At 63.6% G+C, this 17,128-nt stretch carries 14 protein-coding genes; 10 read left to right on the forward strand and 4 right to left on the reverse strand.

The genetic code is table 11. The features are described from left to right. The 5 genes from rbfA to VNT00_RS16450 all read left to right on the forward strand — a co-directional run bounded on the left by rbfA (position 1) and on the right by VNT00_RS16450 (position 5,526). Positions 1-405 (forward strand): 30S ribosome-binding factor RbfA, encoded by a 405-nt coding sequence (gene rbfA / locus VNT00_RS16430; protein ID WP_325589431.1) that lies wholly within the window; start codon positions 1-3, stop codon positions 403-405. Positions 406-442: 37 nt separating this feature from the next. Next, positions 443-1,198 (forward strand): tRNA pseudouridine(55) synthase TruB, encoded by a 756-nt coding sequence (gene truB, locus VNT00_RS16435; RefSeq protein WP_325589433.1) that lies wholly within the window; start codon positions 443-445, stop codon positions 1,196-1,198. Beyond that, the gene (typA, locus tag VNT00_RS16440) at positions 1,195-3,015 is read left to right on the forward strand and encodes a translational GTPase TypA (protein ID WP_325589435.1); all 1,821 of its coding nucleotides are present in this window, start codon (positions 1,195-1,197) and stop codon (positions 3,013-3,015) included. The genes truB and typA overlap by 4 nt, the downstream gene beginning before the upstream one ends. 182 nt (positions 3,016-3,197) lie before the next feature. Beyond that, the gene (locus tag VNT00_RS16445) at positions 3,198-3,986 is read left to right on the forward strand and encodes an SDR family oxidoreductase (protein WP_325589436.1); all 789 of its coding nucleotides are present in this window, start codon (positions 3,198-3,200) and stop codon (positions 3,984-3,986) included. A 16-nt stretch (positions 3,987-4,002) separates the two neighbouring features. Beyond that, positions 4,003-5,526: a flavin-containing monooxygenase gene (locus VNT00_RS16450; protein ID WP_325589438.1), complete on the forward strand. Its 1,524-nt coding sequence runs from the start codon at positions 4,003-4,005 to the stop codon at positions 5,524-5,526. A 70-nt stretch (positions 5,527-5,596) separates the two neighbouring features. Here VNT00_RS16450 and VNT00_RS16455 read toward each other — a convergent pair whose 3' ends face one another. Next, the gene (locus VNT00_RS16455; RefSeq protein WP_325589440.1) at positions 5,597-6,598 is read right to left on the reverse strand and encodes an AraC family transcriptional regulator; all 1,002 of its coding nucleotides are present in this window, start codon (positions 6,596-6,598) and stop codon (positions 5,597-5,599) included. A 207-nt stretch (positions 6,599-6,805) separates the two neighbouring features. On the opposite strand from VNT00_RS16455, the gene VNT00_RS16460 reads away from it, so the two are divergent. Together VNT00_RS16460 and VNT00_RS16465 are read left to right on the forward strand one after the other, a co-directional pair. Further along, the gene (locus tag VNT00_RS16460; protein ID WP_325589442.1) at positions 6,806-7,588 is read left to right on the forward strand and encodes a cyclase family protein; all 783 of its coding nucleotides are present in this window, start codon (positions 6,806-6,808) and stop codon (positions 7,586-7,588) included. A gap of 37 nt (positions 7,589-7,625) precedes the next feature. Then, positions 7,626-9,215 (forward strand): phytoene desaturase family protein, encoded by a 1,590-nt coding sequence (locus tag VNT00_RS16465; RefSeq protein WP_414650947.1) that lies wholly within the window; start codon positions 7,626-7,628, stop codon positions 9,213-9,215. Between the two features lie 64 nt (positions 9,216-9,279). Here the strand turns inward: VNT00_RS16465 and VNT00_RS16470 are convergent, their stop codons facing one another. Beyond that, a complete protein-coding gene (locus VNT00_RS16470) occupies positions 9,280-10,758 on the reverse strand; it encodes an NAD-dependent succinate-semialdehyde dehydrogenase (RefSeq protein ID WP_325589446.1) in 1,479 nt (492 codons plus the stop codon). Between the two features lie 55 nt (positions 10,759-10,813). Next, positions 10,814-11,440, reverse strand: coding sequence for an LOG family protein (locus tag VNT00_RS16475; RefSeq protein WP_325589555.1), 627 nt, complete (start codon positions 11,438-11,440; stop codon positions 10,814-10,816). A 55-nt stretch (positions 11,441-11,495) separates the two neighbouring features. On the opposite strand from VNT00_RS16475, the gene polA reads away from it, so the two are divergent. Beyond that, entirely contained in the window at positions 11,496-14,213 is a 2,718-nt protein-coding gene (gene polA / locus VNT00_RS16480) for a DNA polymerase I (protein WP_325589448.1), read from the forward strand. 110 nt (positions 14,214-14,323) lie between these two features. Next, the gene (locus VNT00_RS16485; RefSeq protein ID WP_325589450.1) at positions 14,324-15,112 is read left to right on the forward strand and encodes a dienelactone hydrolase family protein; all 789 of its coding nucleotides are present in this window, start codon (positions 14,324-14,326) and stop codon (positions 15,110-15,112) included. A gap of 6 nt (positions 15,113-15,118) precedes the next feature. On the opposite strand, the gene htpX is transcribed toward VNT00_RS16485, so the two are convergent. Further along, the gene (htpX, locus tag VNT00_RS16490) at positions 15,119-16,003 is read right to left on the reverse strand and encodes a protease HtpX (RefSeq protein WP_325589452.1); all 885 of its coding nucleotides are present in this window, start codon (positions 16,001-16,003) and stop codon (positions 15,119-15,121) included. 157 nt (positions 16,004-16,160) lie between these two features. On the opposite strand from htpX, the gene VNT00_RS16495 reads away from it, so the two are divergent. Then, a complete protein-coding gene (locus VNT00_RS16495; RefSeq protein WP_325589454.1) occupies positions 16,161-17,045 on the forward strand; it encodes a DMT family transporter in 885 nt (294 codons plus the stop codon). The last annotated feature ends 83 nt before the right edge of the window (positions 17,046-17,128 follow it).

The following is a 17,128-nucleotide window of genomic DNA, read 5'->3' on the forward strand; positions in this document are numbered from 1 at the left end:
ATGGGACGACATAGGTCCAAACCGAATCCCGGGCGCAATACCCGGCTGGCCGACCAGATCCAGAAGGATCTGGCAGGGCTCATCCAGCGTGAGCTCGATGTCTCGCGCGCCGGCCTGGTTACGCTCACGGGGGTCGACCTGTCGGCCGATTACGCGCATGCCAAGGTGTATTTTTCGGTGCTGGGCGCCGAGCCCGAGGCTGCGGCCGCCGCGCTCAACGAAAAGGCCGGCTGGCTGCACTCCTTGCTGTTCAAGCTTTTGCACATCCACACCGTTCCGACATTGCGGTTCATCCACGATGATCAACTGGCGCGAGGCATCGAGCTTTCCCAGATCATCGACCAGGCCAACAAGCCGCAAACGTATTCAGCGGTTCCTGACGACGACCCCGACGAACAGCCCTGAGCGGCTGTCGTTTTATTTTATTGAACGAGAATAGACGATGGCTTCCCGACGCGGGCAGATGCTCGATGGTGTCCTGTTGCTCGACAAGCCCGAAGGCCTGTCGAGCAACCACGCCCTGCAGCGCGCCAAGCGCGCGCTGGATGCGCGCAAGGCGGGGCACACCGGTACGCTGGATCCCTTCGCCAGCGGCCTGCTCGTCTGTTGCTTCGGCCGGGCCACCAAGATCTCGGGCAATATGCTGGATGCGGACAAGGTCTATTCGGCCACTCTGCGCTTCGGCGAGGAAACCGACAGCGGCGACCTGACCGGCAACATCACGTTCCAGGCGCCCGCTTCATTCCAGGGTGTGGAAAGGCACGAGCTGGAAGCGGCGCTGGCGCGGTTTCGTGGCGAAATCGAACAGATTCCGCCCATGTATTCGGCGCTCAAGCGCGACGGCAAGCCGCTTTATGAATACGCTCGCCAGGGAATCGAGCTGGAGCGGCCCGCCCGGCGATTGACGATTTACGAGCTGGAAATACAGAGTTTCACGGGGCGGGAAGCTCGACTTCTGGTGCATTGCAGTAAAGGCACCTATGTCCGGACGCTGGCGCAGGATATCGGCCGCCAGCTCGGCTGCGGCGCTCATTTGATCGCCCTGCGCCGGACCAAGGCGGGGCCGTTCGACCTGAAGGACGGCATCGCCCTGGACGCTTTGCAAACCATGTCTGCGCCTCAGACCACATTATTGGCACTGGATGCCATCCCTGCCGGCCTCTTGCCGGCGGGCTTCAAATTAAAGGACGAATTATGAATCGCGCTTTGCGCAACGTAGCCATTATTGCGCACGTTGACCATGGAAAAACCACGCTGGTGGATCAACTGCTGCGCCAGTCCGGCACCTTCCGGGACAACCAGCAGGTTTCCGAGCGTGTCATGGACTCCGGCGACATCGAGAAGGAACGCGGGATCACCATTCTTTCCAAGAACTGCGCCGTCGAGTACGAAGGCACCCACATCAACATCGTCGATACCCCGGGACACGCCGACTTCGGCGGCGAGGTCGAGCGCGTGCTGTCCATGGTGGACGGCGTGCTGCTGCTGGTCGATGCGGTCGAGGGCCCCATGCCCCAGACCCGGTTCGTGACGCGCAAGGCCCTGGCGCTGGGCCTCAAGCCCATCGTCGTGGTCAACAAGGTGGATCGTCCGGGCGCGCGCATCGATCACGTCATCAACGCCACGTTCGACCTGTTCGACAAGCTGGGCGCCACTGAAGAGCAGCTCGATTTCCCCATCGTCTACGCCTCGGGCCTGGCCGGCTACGCGGGCCTGAGCCCCGACGTGCGCGAGGGCGACATGCGGCCGCTGTTCGAAGCGATACTGAAGTATGTGCCCCAGCGGCAGGACGACAGCGACGGCGCTTTGCAATTGCAGATCATTTCCCTGGATTACAACAGCTACGTCGGCAAGATCGGCATCGGCCGGGTCAATCGCGGGCGCGTGCGCGCCGCCCAGGATGTCGTGGTCAAGTTCGGTCCCGACGGCGAGCCCATCAAGGGCCGCATCAACCAGGTGCTGCAGTTCCACGGCCTGGAGCGTGTCCAGGTTTCCGAGGCCGAGGCCGGCGACATCGTGCTGATCAACGGCATCGAGGAAATCGGCATAGGCTGCACCGTGACCGATCCGCTGGTGCAGGAAGCCTTGCCGATGCTGCGCATCGACGAGCCGACGCTGACCATGAACTTCATGGTCAATTCCTCGCCGCTGGCCGGCCGCGAGGGCAAGTTCGTGACCAGCCGCCAACTGCGCGACCGCCTGGAGCGCGAGCTCAAGTCCAACGTGGCGTTGCGCGTCAACCCCACAGCCGACGACATGGTGTTCGAAGTGCGCGGCCGGGGCGAGCTGCACCTGACCATCCTGCTGGAAAACATGCGTCGCGAAGGCTACGAGCTGGCCGTATCGCGCCCGCAGGTGCTGCTCAAGGAAATCGACGGTGTCCGCATGGAGCCGTTCGAACTGCTGACGGTGGACGTCGAGGACGGCCACCAGGGCGCGGTCATGGAAGAGTTGGGCCGCCGCAAGGGCGACCTGCAGGACATGCAGCCCGACGGCCGGGGCCGCACGCGCCTGGAGTACCGTATTCCCGCCCGCGGGCTTATCGGATTCCAGAGCGAGTTCCTGACCCTGACGCGCGGCACGGGCCTGATGAGCCATATTTTCGACGACTACGCGCCGATGCGCGAGGGCGGTGTCGGCGACCGCCGCAACGGGGTGTTGATCAGCCAGGACGACGGGGCCGCGGTGGCCTACGCCTTGTGGAAGCTGCAGGATCGCGGCCGCATGTTCGTCAGTCCCGGCGATGCCCTGTACGAAGGCATGATCATCGGCATCCACAGCCGCGACAATGACCTGGTCGTCAATCCGATCAAGGAAAAGAAGCTGACCAACATCCGTACCACCAGCAAGGACGAGCACATCGATCTGGTGCCGCCCATTCGCATGTCGCTGGAATACGCCGTCGAGTTCATCAGCGACGACGAGCTGGTGGAAGTCACGCCCAAATCCATTCGCCTGCGCAAGCGCCACCTGCAAGAGCACGAACGCCGCCGCGCCGCGCGCGAAGCCAGCTGATCGCGCTTCACGCCCCCAAAACGCAGCCTGCCCGGGCTGCGTTTTTTTTGCCTTGGGCCGGTGTTTTCCCTCCCTTTGCAGTTGCGGGATAGCGATTTGCAGGGCGGGGATAGTGGAATCCGGCCGGATGCTCATAATGGTCTCGACGATGAATAAAAAATACTCAACAGGAGACCATCATCATGAAAGGACTACAGGGCAAGACCGTCATCGTGACGGGGGCCGCTACCATCATCGGGGCGGCCGTCGCGCGGGAGTTCCATGCGCGCGGCGCGCGCGCGGTCATCGCGGACATCGATGAAGCAGGAGGCGAGGCCCTTGCCGGGGAATTGGGCGAGGGCGCGCTGTTCGTCAAGACGGACATCACCGACGACGGGCAGATCGAGCATTGCGTGCGCCGCGCCGTCGATATGTTCGGCGGCGTGGATTTTCTGGTCAATCTGGCTTGCAGCTATGTGGACAACGGCATCGAGGCGACGCGCGACGACTGGCTGGGCAGCTACAACGTAAACGTGGTGGGCGCGGTCATGATGATGAAGGCCTGCCGCCCCGAGATGATCAAGCGGGGCGGCGGCGCCATCGTCAACTTCAGCAGCATCAGCGCCAAGGTGGCGCAGACCGGCCGCTGGCTCTATCCCGTCAGCAAGGCCGCCATGGCCCAGCTTACCCGGAACATGGCCATGGATCTGGCTCCCGACAAGATACGCGTCAACTCGGTTTCTCCGGGCTGGACATGGTCGCGCGTGATGGACGAGCTCAGCCAGGGCAACCGGGCCAAGACCGACAAGGTGGCCGCACCCTACCATTTGCTGGGACGGGTCGGCGACCCCGAGGAAGTGGCGCAGGCAGTGGTCTTCCTGTGCTCGTCGAACGCCTCGTTCATTACGGGCACCGATCTGGCCGTCGACGGCGGCTATTCGGCCATGGGGCCGGAGCAGGCTGTTCCCGCGATCCCCCGTCTTTGCGAATGATTCCAGGAGCTTTGTCATGAAAATAGCGATTATCGGCGCCGGTTTTGCCGGCCTGAGCTCGGCCAAGGTGCTCAAGCAGTTCGGACACGATGTCATCGTCTTTGAAAAGACTCCGGACGTCGGCGGTGTGTGGAGCGCAACCCGCCGCTATCCCGGCCTGCGCACGCAGAACAATAAGGACACCTACTGCCTTTCCGACTTTCCCATGCCCAAGTCCTATCCGGAGTGGCCTTCGGGCCAGCAGGTGCAGGAATACCTGGCCGCCTATGCCCGGCATTTCGATCTCGAGCCCCTGGTTCAACTGAATACCGAGGTGCTGCAGGCCGAGCCCGTGGGTGAAAGCGGCTGGGTGCTGACGGTGCGCGATACGCGCACCGGCCAGACGTCCCGGCACAGCGCCGAGCATCTCGTGGTGGCCAACGGCATTTTTTCCGAGCCTTTCATTCCGCCTTATGCCGGCGCGGCGGAATACCAGGCGGCGGGCGGGGTGCTGTGCGCCACGTCGCAGTTCAACGACCTGGAACAGGCGCGCGGCAAGAACGTTCTGGTCGTGGGGTACGGCAAATCGTCCTGCGACGTGGCAGCGGCGGTGGGAGAGGTCGCGGCCTCCACGACCGTCGTGGCCAAGGAACTTATATGGAAGATGCCGCGCAAGATACTCAATGTTCTCAACTTCAAGTACCTGATGCTGACCCGGCTGGGCGAGGGGCTTTTCCCCTATATCGAGTTGCGCGGATTCGAGCGCTTTTTGCACGGACCGGGCAAGGCGGTGCGGAACAATATGCTGGGCAGCCTGCAGTCGGTCGCAACCCGCCAGCTCGGGCTCAAGAAGCTGGGGCTGGTGCCGCCAGGATCGTTCGAGCGCATCGCCCGCAGCACCGTAAGCCTGGCGACGGACGAGCTGTATGACCAGGTCGCCCAGGGCAGGACCCAGGTGGCCAGGGAGTGCGAGATCGTGCGCTTGCTGGCGCAGGACGGCCGCCCCGCCGCGCAACTGAGCGACGGGCGCACGGTCTATGCGGATTACGTGATTTGCGGAACGGGCTTCCGCCAGGTCGTGCCGTTTTTCTCCGAGGAGCTGCAAAAGCGGCTTACCGACGAGCGCGGCAATTTCGAGCTTTATCACCAGGTGCACCCGGTAAACGTGCCGAGGCTGTCGTTCTGCGGCTATAACTCGTCGTTCTTCAGCCCCTTGAGCGCCGAGGTCGCCGCGCTATGGACGGCCAACTACCTGATGGGACAGGCGCGCCTGCCGTCCCGCGACGAGATGCTGGCCCACGTGCAGAAACGCTTGCGGTGGATGGAGGAGCGCACCGAGGGCAAGCACGCCAGAGGCACGAACATCATTCCGTTCTCCATGCATAACGTGGACGAGATGCTGGGGGACATCGGCATCAATGTCAGCGGATTCAAGCGGTTCAAGCAGTGGCTCATGCCGCCCAGCGCCAAGGATTACCAGGTGATCACGAAGCGCCTGCTGCAAAGGCAGCAGTCCGGCGCGGCAGGGGCCCGCGTGGGCAGGCTGCAGCCTGGGGATTGATGCTGCGGGCCGGTGGGCGGGCAGTGCGGTGCGGTGCGACCCGCCCGGGCTGTTTCTACCGACTACGCTCCTAGCCGCGCAGGGTTTGCGACGGCAGTTCGTTGAATTGCTGGCGGTAGGCGGCGGTGAAGTGGCCAAGGTGCCCGAACCCCCAGGCCATGGCGATTTGCGTGACGCTGGCGCGGGAGCCGGTGTTGCGAGCCTGGACTAGAGCCTCGCGCACGCGCTGCAGGCGCACCAGGCGCAGGTAGGCCATGGGGCTCGTACCATGATGCTGCTGAAAGCCCGCGTACAGGCTGCGCACGCTTATCGCCGCATGCCGGGCGATGTCGCCCACGGTGATGGGCTGGTCGCAATGCTCGGCAATATAAGCCTGGGCGCGCTGCATATAGCCGGGAGCGGGCGTGGAGGCGCTATGTTGCAGTGCGCTGCTGTAGTTGTGAGGCTGGCCCAGGAGCAGGGACGAAACCAGTAGTTGCTCCACCTGGGCGGCAAGCAGCGGATGCTGCGCCGCATTATCGGTAAATTGGCTGCCGGCCAGGAAAAGCACCAGGTTGCGCCAGGCCTGCCCCTGCCCGTGGCGCAGATCCATGCCCAGTTCGAACTCCAGGGGCCTGGGCAGCGCATGGCCCAGCAAATTGCCGCAGGCGGCTTCCAGGGCGGAGCGTTCGATGCGTACGATGAGCTGGTCGCACTGGCCTTGCCAGCGCATGTGCAGCGGCAGCGACGGGGTGACGACCGACGCGCAGGAGGGGTCGGAAACAATGGTGCGCGTGCCGCACTGGATATGGGCCGAGCCTGCCAGCGGCATTTGCACGAGCAGGAAGTCGTCGAGGCATTCGGGTTCGATGGTGACGTCGGCGCCGTAGCGCAGGCGGTTCAGCGAGAGGCCGCCGATGGCCAGGTGGTCCATTTGCGCGTCCAGCCGCTGGCGCTTGCCGCAGACGCCCAGGGCGTGAGGCTTGAAGATGCGCCCGACGTTGCTGCGGGTTTCATCGAGATCCTGCGAATGGAAGAGCCGGTACGGAGCCAGGCCCGTGGCTGGTTGCGGCGTGGTAGGCAGGGTATTCATCGCGCCCTCGCTGGATTCGCGTCGCGCGCTTGGGGCGCTGCGACGAACACGAATTGATTGACTGATGCAGCGTTAGTGTATTAATTTAAGGTTAAAGCAACTGATTTGTAAAGAGGGGATAACACCGTGCTTCCCAGCGGACGTTGCGGTGCTAAAACCTGCATAATTCCCTTTGATTTTCCACATTGATAATCCACGGAGACTTTCATGAGCAACGCCGCTATTTCCCTTGTCGAACAATTGGCGCAGGGCAAGCTTCAGGTCATCGACCTCACCCATACCCTTTCCCCCGATTTCCCGCCTTTGCAGCTGCCTCCCCAGTTCGGCCAGGTTACCGCGTTCAAGATGGAAACCATTTCCCATTACGATGAAGCCGGCCCCGCCTGGTACTGGAACAACTTCACCTGTGGCGAACACACCGGCACGCACTTCGATGCGCCCGCGCACTGGGTTACCGGCAAAGACTACCCCCACAATACGGTCGACACCATCGAACCCGAAAACTTCATCGCGCCGGCCGTCGTCATCGATGCCAGCAAAGAAGTCGCCCAGAACGAAGACTGGCTGCTGACCGTCGATTTCCTCAAAAAATGGGAAGCCGAGCACGGCAAGATCCCGGCCGGGGCCTGGGTGCTGTTCCGCACCGACTGGGCGCATCGCCTGAGCAACCCGGCTTCTTACGTCAACATGAAGGAAGACGGCGCCCATACGCCCGGACCCACCCAGGAAACGGTCGAGTGGCTCATCAAGGAACGCAATGTGCACGGCTTCGGCGTCGAAACCATCAATACCGATGCCGGCCAATCCTATGCCTGGCCCGTTCCGTATCCCTGCCACACCCTCATGCACGGCGCCAACAAGTACGGCCTGCAATGCCTTAAGAACCTGGACAAGCTGCCGGCCACCGGCACCGTCATCATTTCGGCGCCCCTCAAGATCCAGAAAGGCTCGGGCAGCCCGCTGCGCGTGCTGGCCGTGCTGGGCGCCTGAGGCTCGAACCAGGACGTTTTCCTATAAAAGGATGGGTATGGCTACTTCGAATACACAGATCATCGTCATCGGCAGCGGCATGAACTCCCTGGTTTGCGCCGCCGTGCTGGCCAAGCGGGGCAAATCGGTGCTGGTGCTGGAGCGCAACGACAGGGCCGGGGGGTGCATACGCACCGAAGAGCTTTTCCCCGGCTTCCAGCACGAGGTCATGTCCTCCTGGTATCCGTTGTTCGTGTCCGGAGGCGCCTACCCTGAACTCAAGGACGACCTGGCCGCGGCCGGGGTCGAGTTCGTGTCCAACGGCTATTCCACGGGCATCGTCATGCCCGATGGCCGTTCGCTGGCCCTGCGCGAGGATATCGAAGACTCCGTCAAGCGCATCGAAGCCGTCGCGCCGGGCGATGGCCAGGCCTTCGGCGCCATGGCGTCGCAACTGTTCGGCAAGGACGCCGCGCTTACCTTCGGCCTGCTGGGCAACTCGCCCTATGGCTGGAAAATGGTTCGCCTGCTGTTTTCCGAGTGGCGCAAGCGCGGCATGGACGGCCTGATGGAGTTCGGCTCCGAGTCCATCGAAAGCTTTCGCCGCTGGGCCGAGCGCAGCATACAGTCCGACCTCGTGCGGGCCATGATCAGCCCCTGGGTGCTGCATACGGGCCTGGGGCCCGACGAGGCCAGTTCCGCCCTCATCGGCAAGCTTACCTTCGCGGCCGTGGTGGCGGGGGGCATGCCCATCGTGAAAGGCGGCAGCCAGAACATCGTCAAGGGCCTGCAGGCCATCATCGAAAAGCATGGCGGGCGCGTGCAAACCGGTACCAACGTCGATTCCATCCAGGTCGAGGGCGGCCGCGCCACGGGCGTGGTGGCGGGCGGCACCGTGTATTCAGCCTCGGAGGCCGTGGTGTGCAACGTGACGCCGCCCCAGCTGTACGGCAAGCTGCTGCCCGACGCTCCCGAGGCGCTGCGCGGCCGCGCCAAGGCGTATCGTTTCGGCCGGGGCTGCATGCAGATCCACTTCGCCCTGAACGCTCCGCCGGCATGGCGCGACCCCGAATTGCTGAAGATGCCGCTGGTGCACCTTACCGAAAGCATGGAAAACGTGTGCGCCTCGGTGGTGCAGGCCAACAACGGCCTGCTGCCCAGCCATTCCACCATTGCCATCGGCCAGCCGGTGGCCATCGATCCCTCCCGCGCTCCCGAGGGCAAGTGGATTCTGTGGCTGCAGTTGCAGGAAATGCCCAGCAAGGTCAGGGGCGATGCGCTCAACCAGATTCCGGCACCGGCCGACGGACGCTGGACCGAGGCGGTGCGCGAGGCGGTCGCCGACCGCATCCAGGCCCGCATCGAGACCGTCATGCCGGGGCTGTCGTCGTCCATCATCGGCCGGCGCGCCTATTCGCCCGGCGATCTGGAATCCATGAATTGCAACCTGGTGGGCGGCGATCCCTATTCGGGCGTGTGCTCGCCCGACCAGTTTTTCTGGCTCAGGCCGTTCGCCGGCGCAAACGGCGTGCGCGGCCACCGCACCTCGTGCAAGAACGTCTACCAGATCGGCGCATCCACGCATCCAGGCCCCGGCCTGGGCGGCGGCTCGGGCTATATGGTGGCTCAGCAACTGGCCCCGCGTTAGAGCCATTTCAGCTTAAACAAGGGTCCAGGTTCAAGCCAGTGTAAACACCTGAATCGAAATTGCTTTAGAACCCGCCCAGGCAGACGTATTTGGTCTCGAGGAACTCTTCGATGCCGTAGGTCGAGCCCTCTCGGCCCAGGCCCGATTGCTTCACGCCGCCGAAAGGCGCGACCTCGTTCGATATCTTGCCGGTATTGACCCCGACCATGCCGTATTCCAGCGCTTCGGCGACCCGGAAGATGCGGTGTATGTCGCGGCTGTAAAAATACGAGGCCAGGCCGTATTCGGTATTGTTGGCCAGCTCGATGACGTGGGCCTCGTCGGTGAACTTGACCACCGGCGCCACGGGGCCGAAGGTTTCTTCCCTCATGCACAACATGGTTTCGGTGACGCCGGCCAGGACGGTGGGCTCGAAGTAGCGCCCGCCCAGCGCATGCGGCTTGCCGCCAGTGACGGCCCTGGCGCCGTGCTGCAGGGCATCGTCGACGTGGCTGGCCACCTTTTTGACGGCATCGTCGTCGATAAGGGGGCCTTGCACGACCGAATCGGCGAAGCCGTCGCCCACCTGCAGTTCGCGCACCTTGGCGGCGAGCTTTTCGACGAATGGGTCGTAGATGTCCTGGTGGACGTAGAACCGGTTGGTGCAGACGCAGGTCTGCCCTGCATTGCGGTATTTGGAAGCCACCGCGCCCTCGACGGCGGCATCGACGTCGGCATCGTCGAAGACGATGAAGGGGGCCAGCCCGCCCAGTTCCAACGACAGTTTCTTGATGGTGGGGGCGCTTTGCTGCATGAGTATGCGGCCGACCGGGGTCGAGCCGGTGAACGTAAGCTTGCGCACCGTGGGGCTGTCGCACAGGGTTTTGCCCACGTCTATGGATTTCTGGCCGTCGGCGGTAATAATGTTGAGCACGCCTGCCGGCAGCCCGGCCCGTCCCGCCAGCTCGGCCAGGGCCAGCGCCGACAGCGGCGTTTGTTCGGCCGGCTTGAGCACCACGGTACAGCCCGCCGCCAGCGCGGGGGCCACCTTGCGGGTGATCATGGCGTTGGGGAAGTTCCAGGGGGTGATGGCGGCGCACACGCCGATGGGCTCTTTGAGGACCAGCATCCGGCTGGAGGCGCTGGGCGATGCAAGCACGTCGCCGCTGACGCGCTTGGCCTGTTCGGCGAACCATTCGATGAACGAGGCGCCATAGACGATTTCGCCGCGCGACTCGATAAGGGGCTTGCCTTGTTCCAGCGTCATGAGTTTGGCGAGGTCTTCGGCGTTTTCCAGCACCAGGTCGAACCATTTGCGCAGGATCTTGGCGCGGGTCTTGGCCGTGCTTGCTCGCCAGCCCTTGAGCGCCGTTCGCGCCGCTTCGATGGCCCGCGCCGTTTCGGCGGCCCCCAGATTGCTGACCTGGGCGATGATCTGGCCGTTGGCGGGGTTGTCGACGGCGAAGACGGCGCCGTCGTCCGCACTGACCCATTGCCCGTCCAGGTAGGAGCGGGTCTGGAACAGGGATTTATCGTTCAGATGAATGGGCAGATTGGTGGTCATGGCGGTATGGGTTCGATAAGTGGTTGCGGAATGAAAGCCGTGCGGCGGCCCGCGCTTATTCGGGAAGGATGGCCGTGTCGCCCAGCTGTTCGGAGTATTCGGCGCAAAAAGCCTGTATTTGGCGCATGATGAGGTCGACATCGTCGGTGACGGTGAGCATGTCCATGGAGTCGCCGTCGATGAGCCGGGCGGGCAGGAGCTGCTCTTTTACCCAGTCGATCATGCCAGCCCAGAATTGCGTGCCGACCAGCACCACGGGCACCTGGGGAATCTTGCGGGTCTGAATGAGGGTAAGCACCTCGAAAAGCTCGTCCAGCGTGCCGAAGCCGCCGGGCAGGGCGATGTAGGCGGCGCTGTGCATGAAGAAAGTGGCCTTGCGCGATACGAAGTATTCGAAATGCAGGCTATGGGTTTGATATAGATTGGGTTTTTTCTCGTGGGCCAGCTTGATGTTGAGGCCTATGCTTTTGCCGCCGGCGTTGAAGGCGCCCTTGTTGGCCGCCTCCATGATGCCCGGGCCGCCGCCTGCGATGACCGGCAGGCCCGCCTGAGCCAGGCGCCGGCCCAGCGCCTCGCTGATTTCGTAGTAGGGGGAATCGGGGGTGATGCGGGCGCTGCCGAAAATGCTGACGCCCCAGCCAATTTCCTGGAGGGTTTCCGCAGCCGTCTGCATCTCTGACATAATCACAGGAATCTGCTGGCTGGCCGGCGTACGAACTACTTTGTTGCTTATTGTCATGAAAAAAACCTTGTTGCTTGTTGATGGGTCGAGCTATTTGTACCGGGCCTACCATGCCTTGCCCGATCTGCGGAACGCCAAAGGCGAACCCACAGGTGCCCTTTATGGTGTCATATCCATGTTACGTAGACTGGTTCAGGATTACAAGGCGGACTATGCCGCCTGCGTGTTCGACGCCAAGGGGCCGACATTCCGCGACGACATCTACCCCCTGTACAAGGACAACCGGCCGTCCATGCCGGCCGACCTGGCCGTGCAAATCGAACCCATCCACCAGGCCGTGGCCGCCATGGGCTGGCGGGTGCTCAGTGTAACGGGGGTGGAGGCCGACGACGTCATCGGCACCCTGGCCCGCGAGGCAACCCGAGAGGGGGTTCATACCGTCATTTCCACTGGCGACAAAGACCTGGCGCAGTTGGTCAACGAAGACGTCGAATTGGTCAACACCATGAGCGGCGACCGTCAGGATATCGAAGGGGTGGTGCGCAAGTTCGGCGTCAAACCCGAGCAAATCGTCGATTTCCTCATGCTTACCGGTGATGCCGTGGATAACATTCCGGGTGTGACCAAGGTAGGGGCCAAAACCGCCGCCAAATGGCTCAACACCTACCATACGCTGGACAATCTGGTGGCCAATGCGCAGGAAATCAAGGGTGTTTTGGGCGACAACCTGCGCGCGGCCATTCCCAATTTCGAGCTTACCCGCAAGCTGGTCACCATCAAGACCGATTGCGACATCCCGTTCCTGTCCGACGACCTGTCCGACCTGGTGCCGGGGGAACCCGACCGCGAGGCCTTGCTGCGCCTGTACGACGAATACGGGTTCCGCACCTGGCTGCGCGAGCTCAGCGGCGATCCCGAGCGCGTGCCCACCCAGGACAGCCGCGTGGCGGCCGAGGCGCCCGCCGCCGTCACCGACGTCAATTACGAAACCGTGCAGGACTGGCCGGCGTTCGAGCGCTGGCTCGAGCGTATCCAGTCGGCGAAACTGGTGGCGCTCGACACCGAAACCACCTCGCTCGACCCCATGCAGGCCCGCTTGGTGGGCATCTCGCTGTCGGCGGAGCCGGGCATTGCCTGCTATATCCCCGTTGGGCATCGCGGCCCGGACCATCCGGCGCAGCTGCCCAGGCAAGAGGTGCTCGACCGTCTGCGTCCCTGGCTGGAAGACCCTTCCGCCGCCAAGCTGCTGCACAATGCCAAGTACGATGCCCATGTGTTCCTGAACGAAGGCGTGGCGCTGGCCGGCATTGCCGAAGACACCATGCTGCAGGCCTATGTGCTGGAGTCGCACCGGCGCGTCAACCTGCAAGAACTGGGCGAGCGCTGGCTGTCACGCACCGGCGTCACCTACGAAGACCTGTGCGGCAAGGGCGCCAAGCAGATCGGATTCGACGAGGTCGAGCTTGAAAAAGCCGGCTATTACGCCAGCGAGGACGCCGACTTCACCTTGCAGCTGCACAACGTGCTGCGGCCCAAGGTGGCCGCCGAACCCGGGCTGGAAGCCATTTACCAGCTCGAAATCAAGACTTCCGCGGTGCTGACCACCATCGAGCACAACGGCGTGCGCATCGACGCCCAGGCCCTGGCGCAGCAAAGCCACGAGCTGGGCCAGCAAATGCTGGAGCTCGAGCAGAAGGCCTACGAGCTGGGCGGCCAGCCTTTCAACCTTAACTCGCCCAAGCAGGTGGGTGAAATCCTGTTCCAGCGCCTGCAGTTGCCCACAGTGCGCAAGACCGCCAGCGGGGCGCCTTCCACCGACGAGGACGTCCTCACCAAGCTGGCGGCCGACTATCCCTTGCCGCAAGTGCTGCTGGACTACCGCGGCCTGGCCAAGCTCAAGTCCACCTATACCGACAAGCTGCCCAAGATGATCGACCCGCGCACCGGGCGAGTGCATACGCGCTACGCCCAGGCGGCGGTCATCACGGGGCGACTGGCGTCCTCCGACCCCAATCTCCAGAACATTCCGGTGCGCACTCCCGAAGGACGCAGGGTGCGCACGGCCTTCGTGGCGACCGACGGCAAGATCATCTCGGCCGACTATTCCCAGATCGAGCTGCGCGTCATGGCCCATGTTTCGGGCGATGCGAATTTGCAAAGCGCCTTCGAGCGCGGCGAGGACATCCACCGGGCGACCGCCTCGGAGGTGTTCGGGGTGGCGCTGGATCAGGTCACGTCCGAGCAGCGCCGTTTCGCCAAGACCATCAATTTCGGGCTTATCTACGGCATGGGCGAGTTTGGCCTGGCGTCCAGCCTGGGCATTACCCGCGATGCGGCAAAATCCTATATCGACCGCTATTTCACGCGCTACCCCGGGGTGGCGGCGTATATGGAGCAAACCAAGGCCAAGGCGCGTGAACTGGGCTACGTGGAAACTGTGTTCGGACGCCGCCTGTGGCTGCCCGATTTGCGCGGGGCCAAAGGGCCCAGGCAAGCGGCCGCCGAACGCGCCGCCATCAATGCGCCCATGCAGGGCACGGCCGCCGATCTCATCAAGATGGCCATGGTCGCCGTGCAGGGCTGGCTGGACGAGCGCAAGTTCAAGACCTTGCTGGTCATGCAGGTGCATGACGAACTGGTGCTGGACGCGCCCGCCGCCGAGGTCGACGAAGTGGCCCGGCGCCTGCCCGAGCTGATGTGCGGGGTCGCGCGGTTGGCCGTGCCCTTGCTGGCCGAGGTCGGCATTGGCGATAATTGGGAGCAGGCGCATTGAGGCTGTCGCCGGCGTCGCGGTGAGCCGCGGGCTCAGGGCCGCGCGGTACCGCCGCAGCATGACTATTTGCAACGAGACGGGTGTGCAAGCCCCGTCCTTCAGGAGATGAAATGACCGTTACACCTAAACCCGGAGAGGCCCCCACGACCATCCACACGCCGGCCGAGGGCCTGGAGCAGGGCGACTTCGACCTGGCGACCTTCGACGGCACGATCAAGGCCTATTACGCCGCACCCGCCGGCCAGTCCAATGTGCCCGTCATCCTGGTCATCCAGGAAATCTTCGGTGTGAACGAACACGTCCGCGACATATGCCGGCGCTTTGCCAAAGAGGGCTACCTGGCGGTTGCGGCCGAGCTCTACCAGCGCCAGGGCGACCCCTCGCCGTACACCGATATGCCCAAGCTGATCGGCGAAATCGTGTCCAAGGTGCCCGACCAACAGGTCATGGCCGACCTGGACGCCTGCGTCAGGTGGGCGGCCACCCGGGGCGCCAATGTGGCGCAGCTGGGGGTAACCGGCTTTTGCTGGGGCGGGCGCCTGACCTGGATGTATGCCTCGCATAATCCGGCCTGCAAGGCGGCGGTGGCCTGGTACGGCAAGCTGGCAACGGGCCATGGGCCCTTGCAGACGCGCAATCCCGTGGACATCGCGGCCGAGGTCCACGCGCCGGTGCTGGGCTTGTATGGCGCCCAGGACGCCAGTATTCCGGTGGACGACGTGCGCAGGGTCGAGGGCATTCTTGCGCAGGGCAACGAAGCCGCCAGGGCGTCGCAGATGGTCGTGTATCCCGAATCGGGCCACGCCTTTTTTGCGGACTACCGGCCCAGCTACCGCGCCCAGGACGCCAAGGATGCCTGGGCCAGGGCGCTGGAGTGGTTCCGCAAGTACCTGGCCTGATCCCGGTCAGGCGGCCTTGGCCGCCTGCAGGGCCTGGATGCGGTCGGCAATGGGGGGATGGGTGGCGAACAGCGCGCTTATCCCCTGGCCGCCCGAAATTCCGGCTGCCTCGAACGACTTGGGCAGTTCGCCCGGCTGCAGTCCGCCCAGTCGCGCCAGGGCCCGTATCATGGGCTGGCCCGAACCCATCAGTTGCGCGGATCCTGCATCGGCGCGGTATTCGCGGCGGCGCGAGAACCAGGCCACGATCACCGAGGCCAGGATGCCGAAGATGATTTCACATGCGATCACCGTCACGTAATAGCCGATGCCTATGCTGTCCCGGTCGTTCTTGAGCACCACGCGATCGACGAAGTAGCCGACCACCCTCGCCAGGAAAACCACGAAGGTATTGACCACGCCTTGTATCAGGGTCAGCGTGATCATGTCGCCGTTGGCGATGTGGGCCACTTCGTGCCCCAGCACGGCGGCGACTTCCTCTTCGTTCATGCTTTCCAGCAGGCCGGTCGAGACGGCGACCAGGGCGTCGTTGCGAAAGGCGCCCGTGGCGAATGCATTGGGTTCGCCCTCGTAGATGGCAACCTCGGGGCGGCCGATGCCGGCGCGGTCGGCCAACTGGTGCACGGTGTCGAGCAGCCAGGCTTCGCGCGCATTGCGGGGCGATTGCGGGTCGATGACCTGGGCGCCTGTGCTTTGCTTGGCCATCCATTTGCTCATCAGCAGCGAGATGATCGAGCCGGTAAAGCCCACCAGCGCCGAAAAGACCAGCAATTGACCAAGATCCAGCCCGTTGGCGGTCAGGAAGCGGCCAACGCCCAGCACGCTCATGGTGATGCTCAGCACCAGCATGACGGCCAGGTTGGTAAGCAGGAACAGGAAGATTCGTTTCATGATTTCAGTTTCCCCGACGAATTGAAGTGATTTTGTAGGAGTTATAGAGTCCGATATGAGGGCATAGTTCCGGGCTTAAAGGGCCGTGGCGGCAAATATGCCGGGAAGGCGGGTATAGTGTTGTCTTTTCCGGATCTGAACCCGCGCCTGGTGCATCATGCAGTCATTATGGATGTTGTTGGCAAGTGCCATGTTCGCAATCATGGGCGCCTGCATCAAGCTGGCGTCCGATTACGGCTCATCGCTGCCGCAAATCGTGCTGTTCCGGGGCATGCCCTCTATATTGCTGCTGTACGGCTGGGCAATCTGCACGCACCGGCGCATCGCGCCGAATAGCTGGAAGCTTCACATCTGGCGCAATTTGTCGGGCATCGCGGCCATGTGGCTGGGGTTTTACGCGCTGTCGCACTTGCCGCTTTCGACCGCGGTCAGCCTGAACTACACCTCGCCGCTCTTCATCGGCGTCGGCATGCTGCTTTGGGGCGGCTCGCAGCGCGATCCGGTGCGCATCCTTGCAGTGATCCTCGGCTTTCTCGGCGTCGTGGGCGTGCTTCGCCCCAGCATCGAGCACGAGCATTTCCTGGCGGCCCTGCTTGGCCTGGCGGGCGGGGCCATGGGCGCGGTGGCGATGATGCAGGTCCGGCAACTGGGGCGCGCCGGCGAGGCTGAATGGCGCACGGTGCTTATTTTTTCCAGCTTTGTCTGCCTCAGCAGCCTGGCGGGCCTGAGTCTGGAGGGCTGGCACGAGCTGGACGGCCACGCCTGGCTGGCCCTGGTGGGGCTGGGCACCTCCGGCCTGGTCGGGCAACTGGCCATGACCCGCGCTTTCGGCCTGGGCTCGGCGCTGCTGACCGCAGCCTTGCAATATTCGACCATTATTTTTGCTACCCTGTTGGGCATGGTGTTCTGGGGCGACCACCCCGATGCCGTCGCCTGGGCGGGGATGATCTGCATCATCGGCTCGGGCCTGGTGTCGGTCTGGCGCACGGTTGCCGTGGCCAAGGCTGCCCGCAAAGCCGCCTCGCGCGCCGCCGCGGGCTGAAAAAACGAATAGGCCGGGTGCGGTGCGTTTCGTGCGCGGGACGGCGCGAGACGAACGAATCGTCAGGCTCGAAATCACGGAGG

It is taken from the genome of Eoetvoesiella sp. (assembly GCF_035555955.1).
Lineage (GTDB): Bacteria > Pseudomonadota > Gammaproteobacteria > Burkholderiales > Burkholderiaceae_B > Eoetvoesia.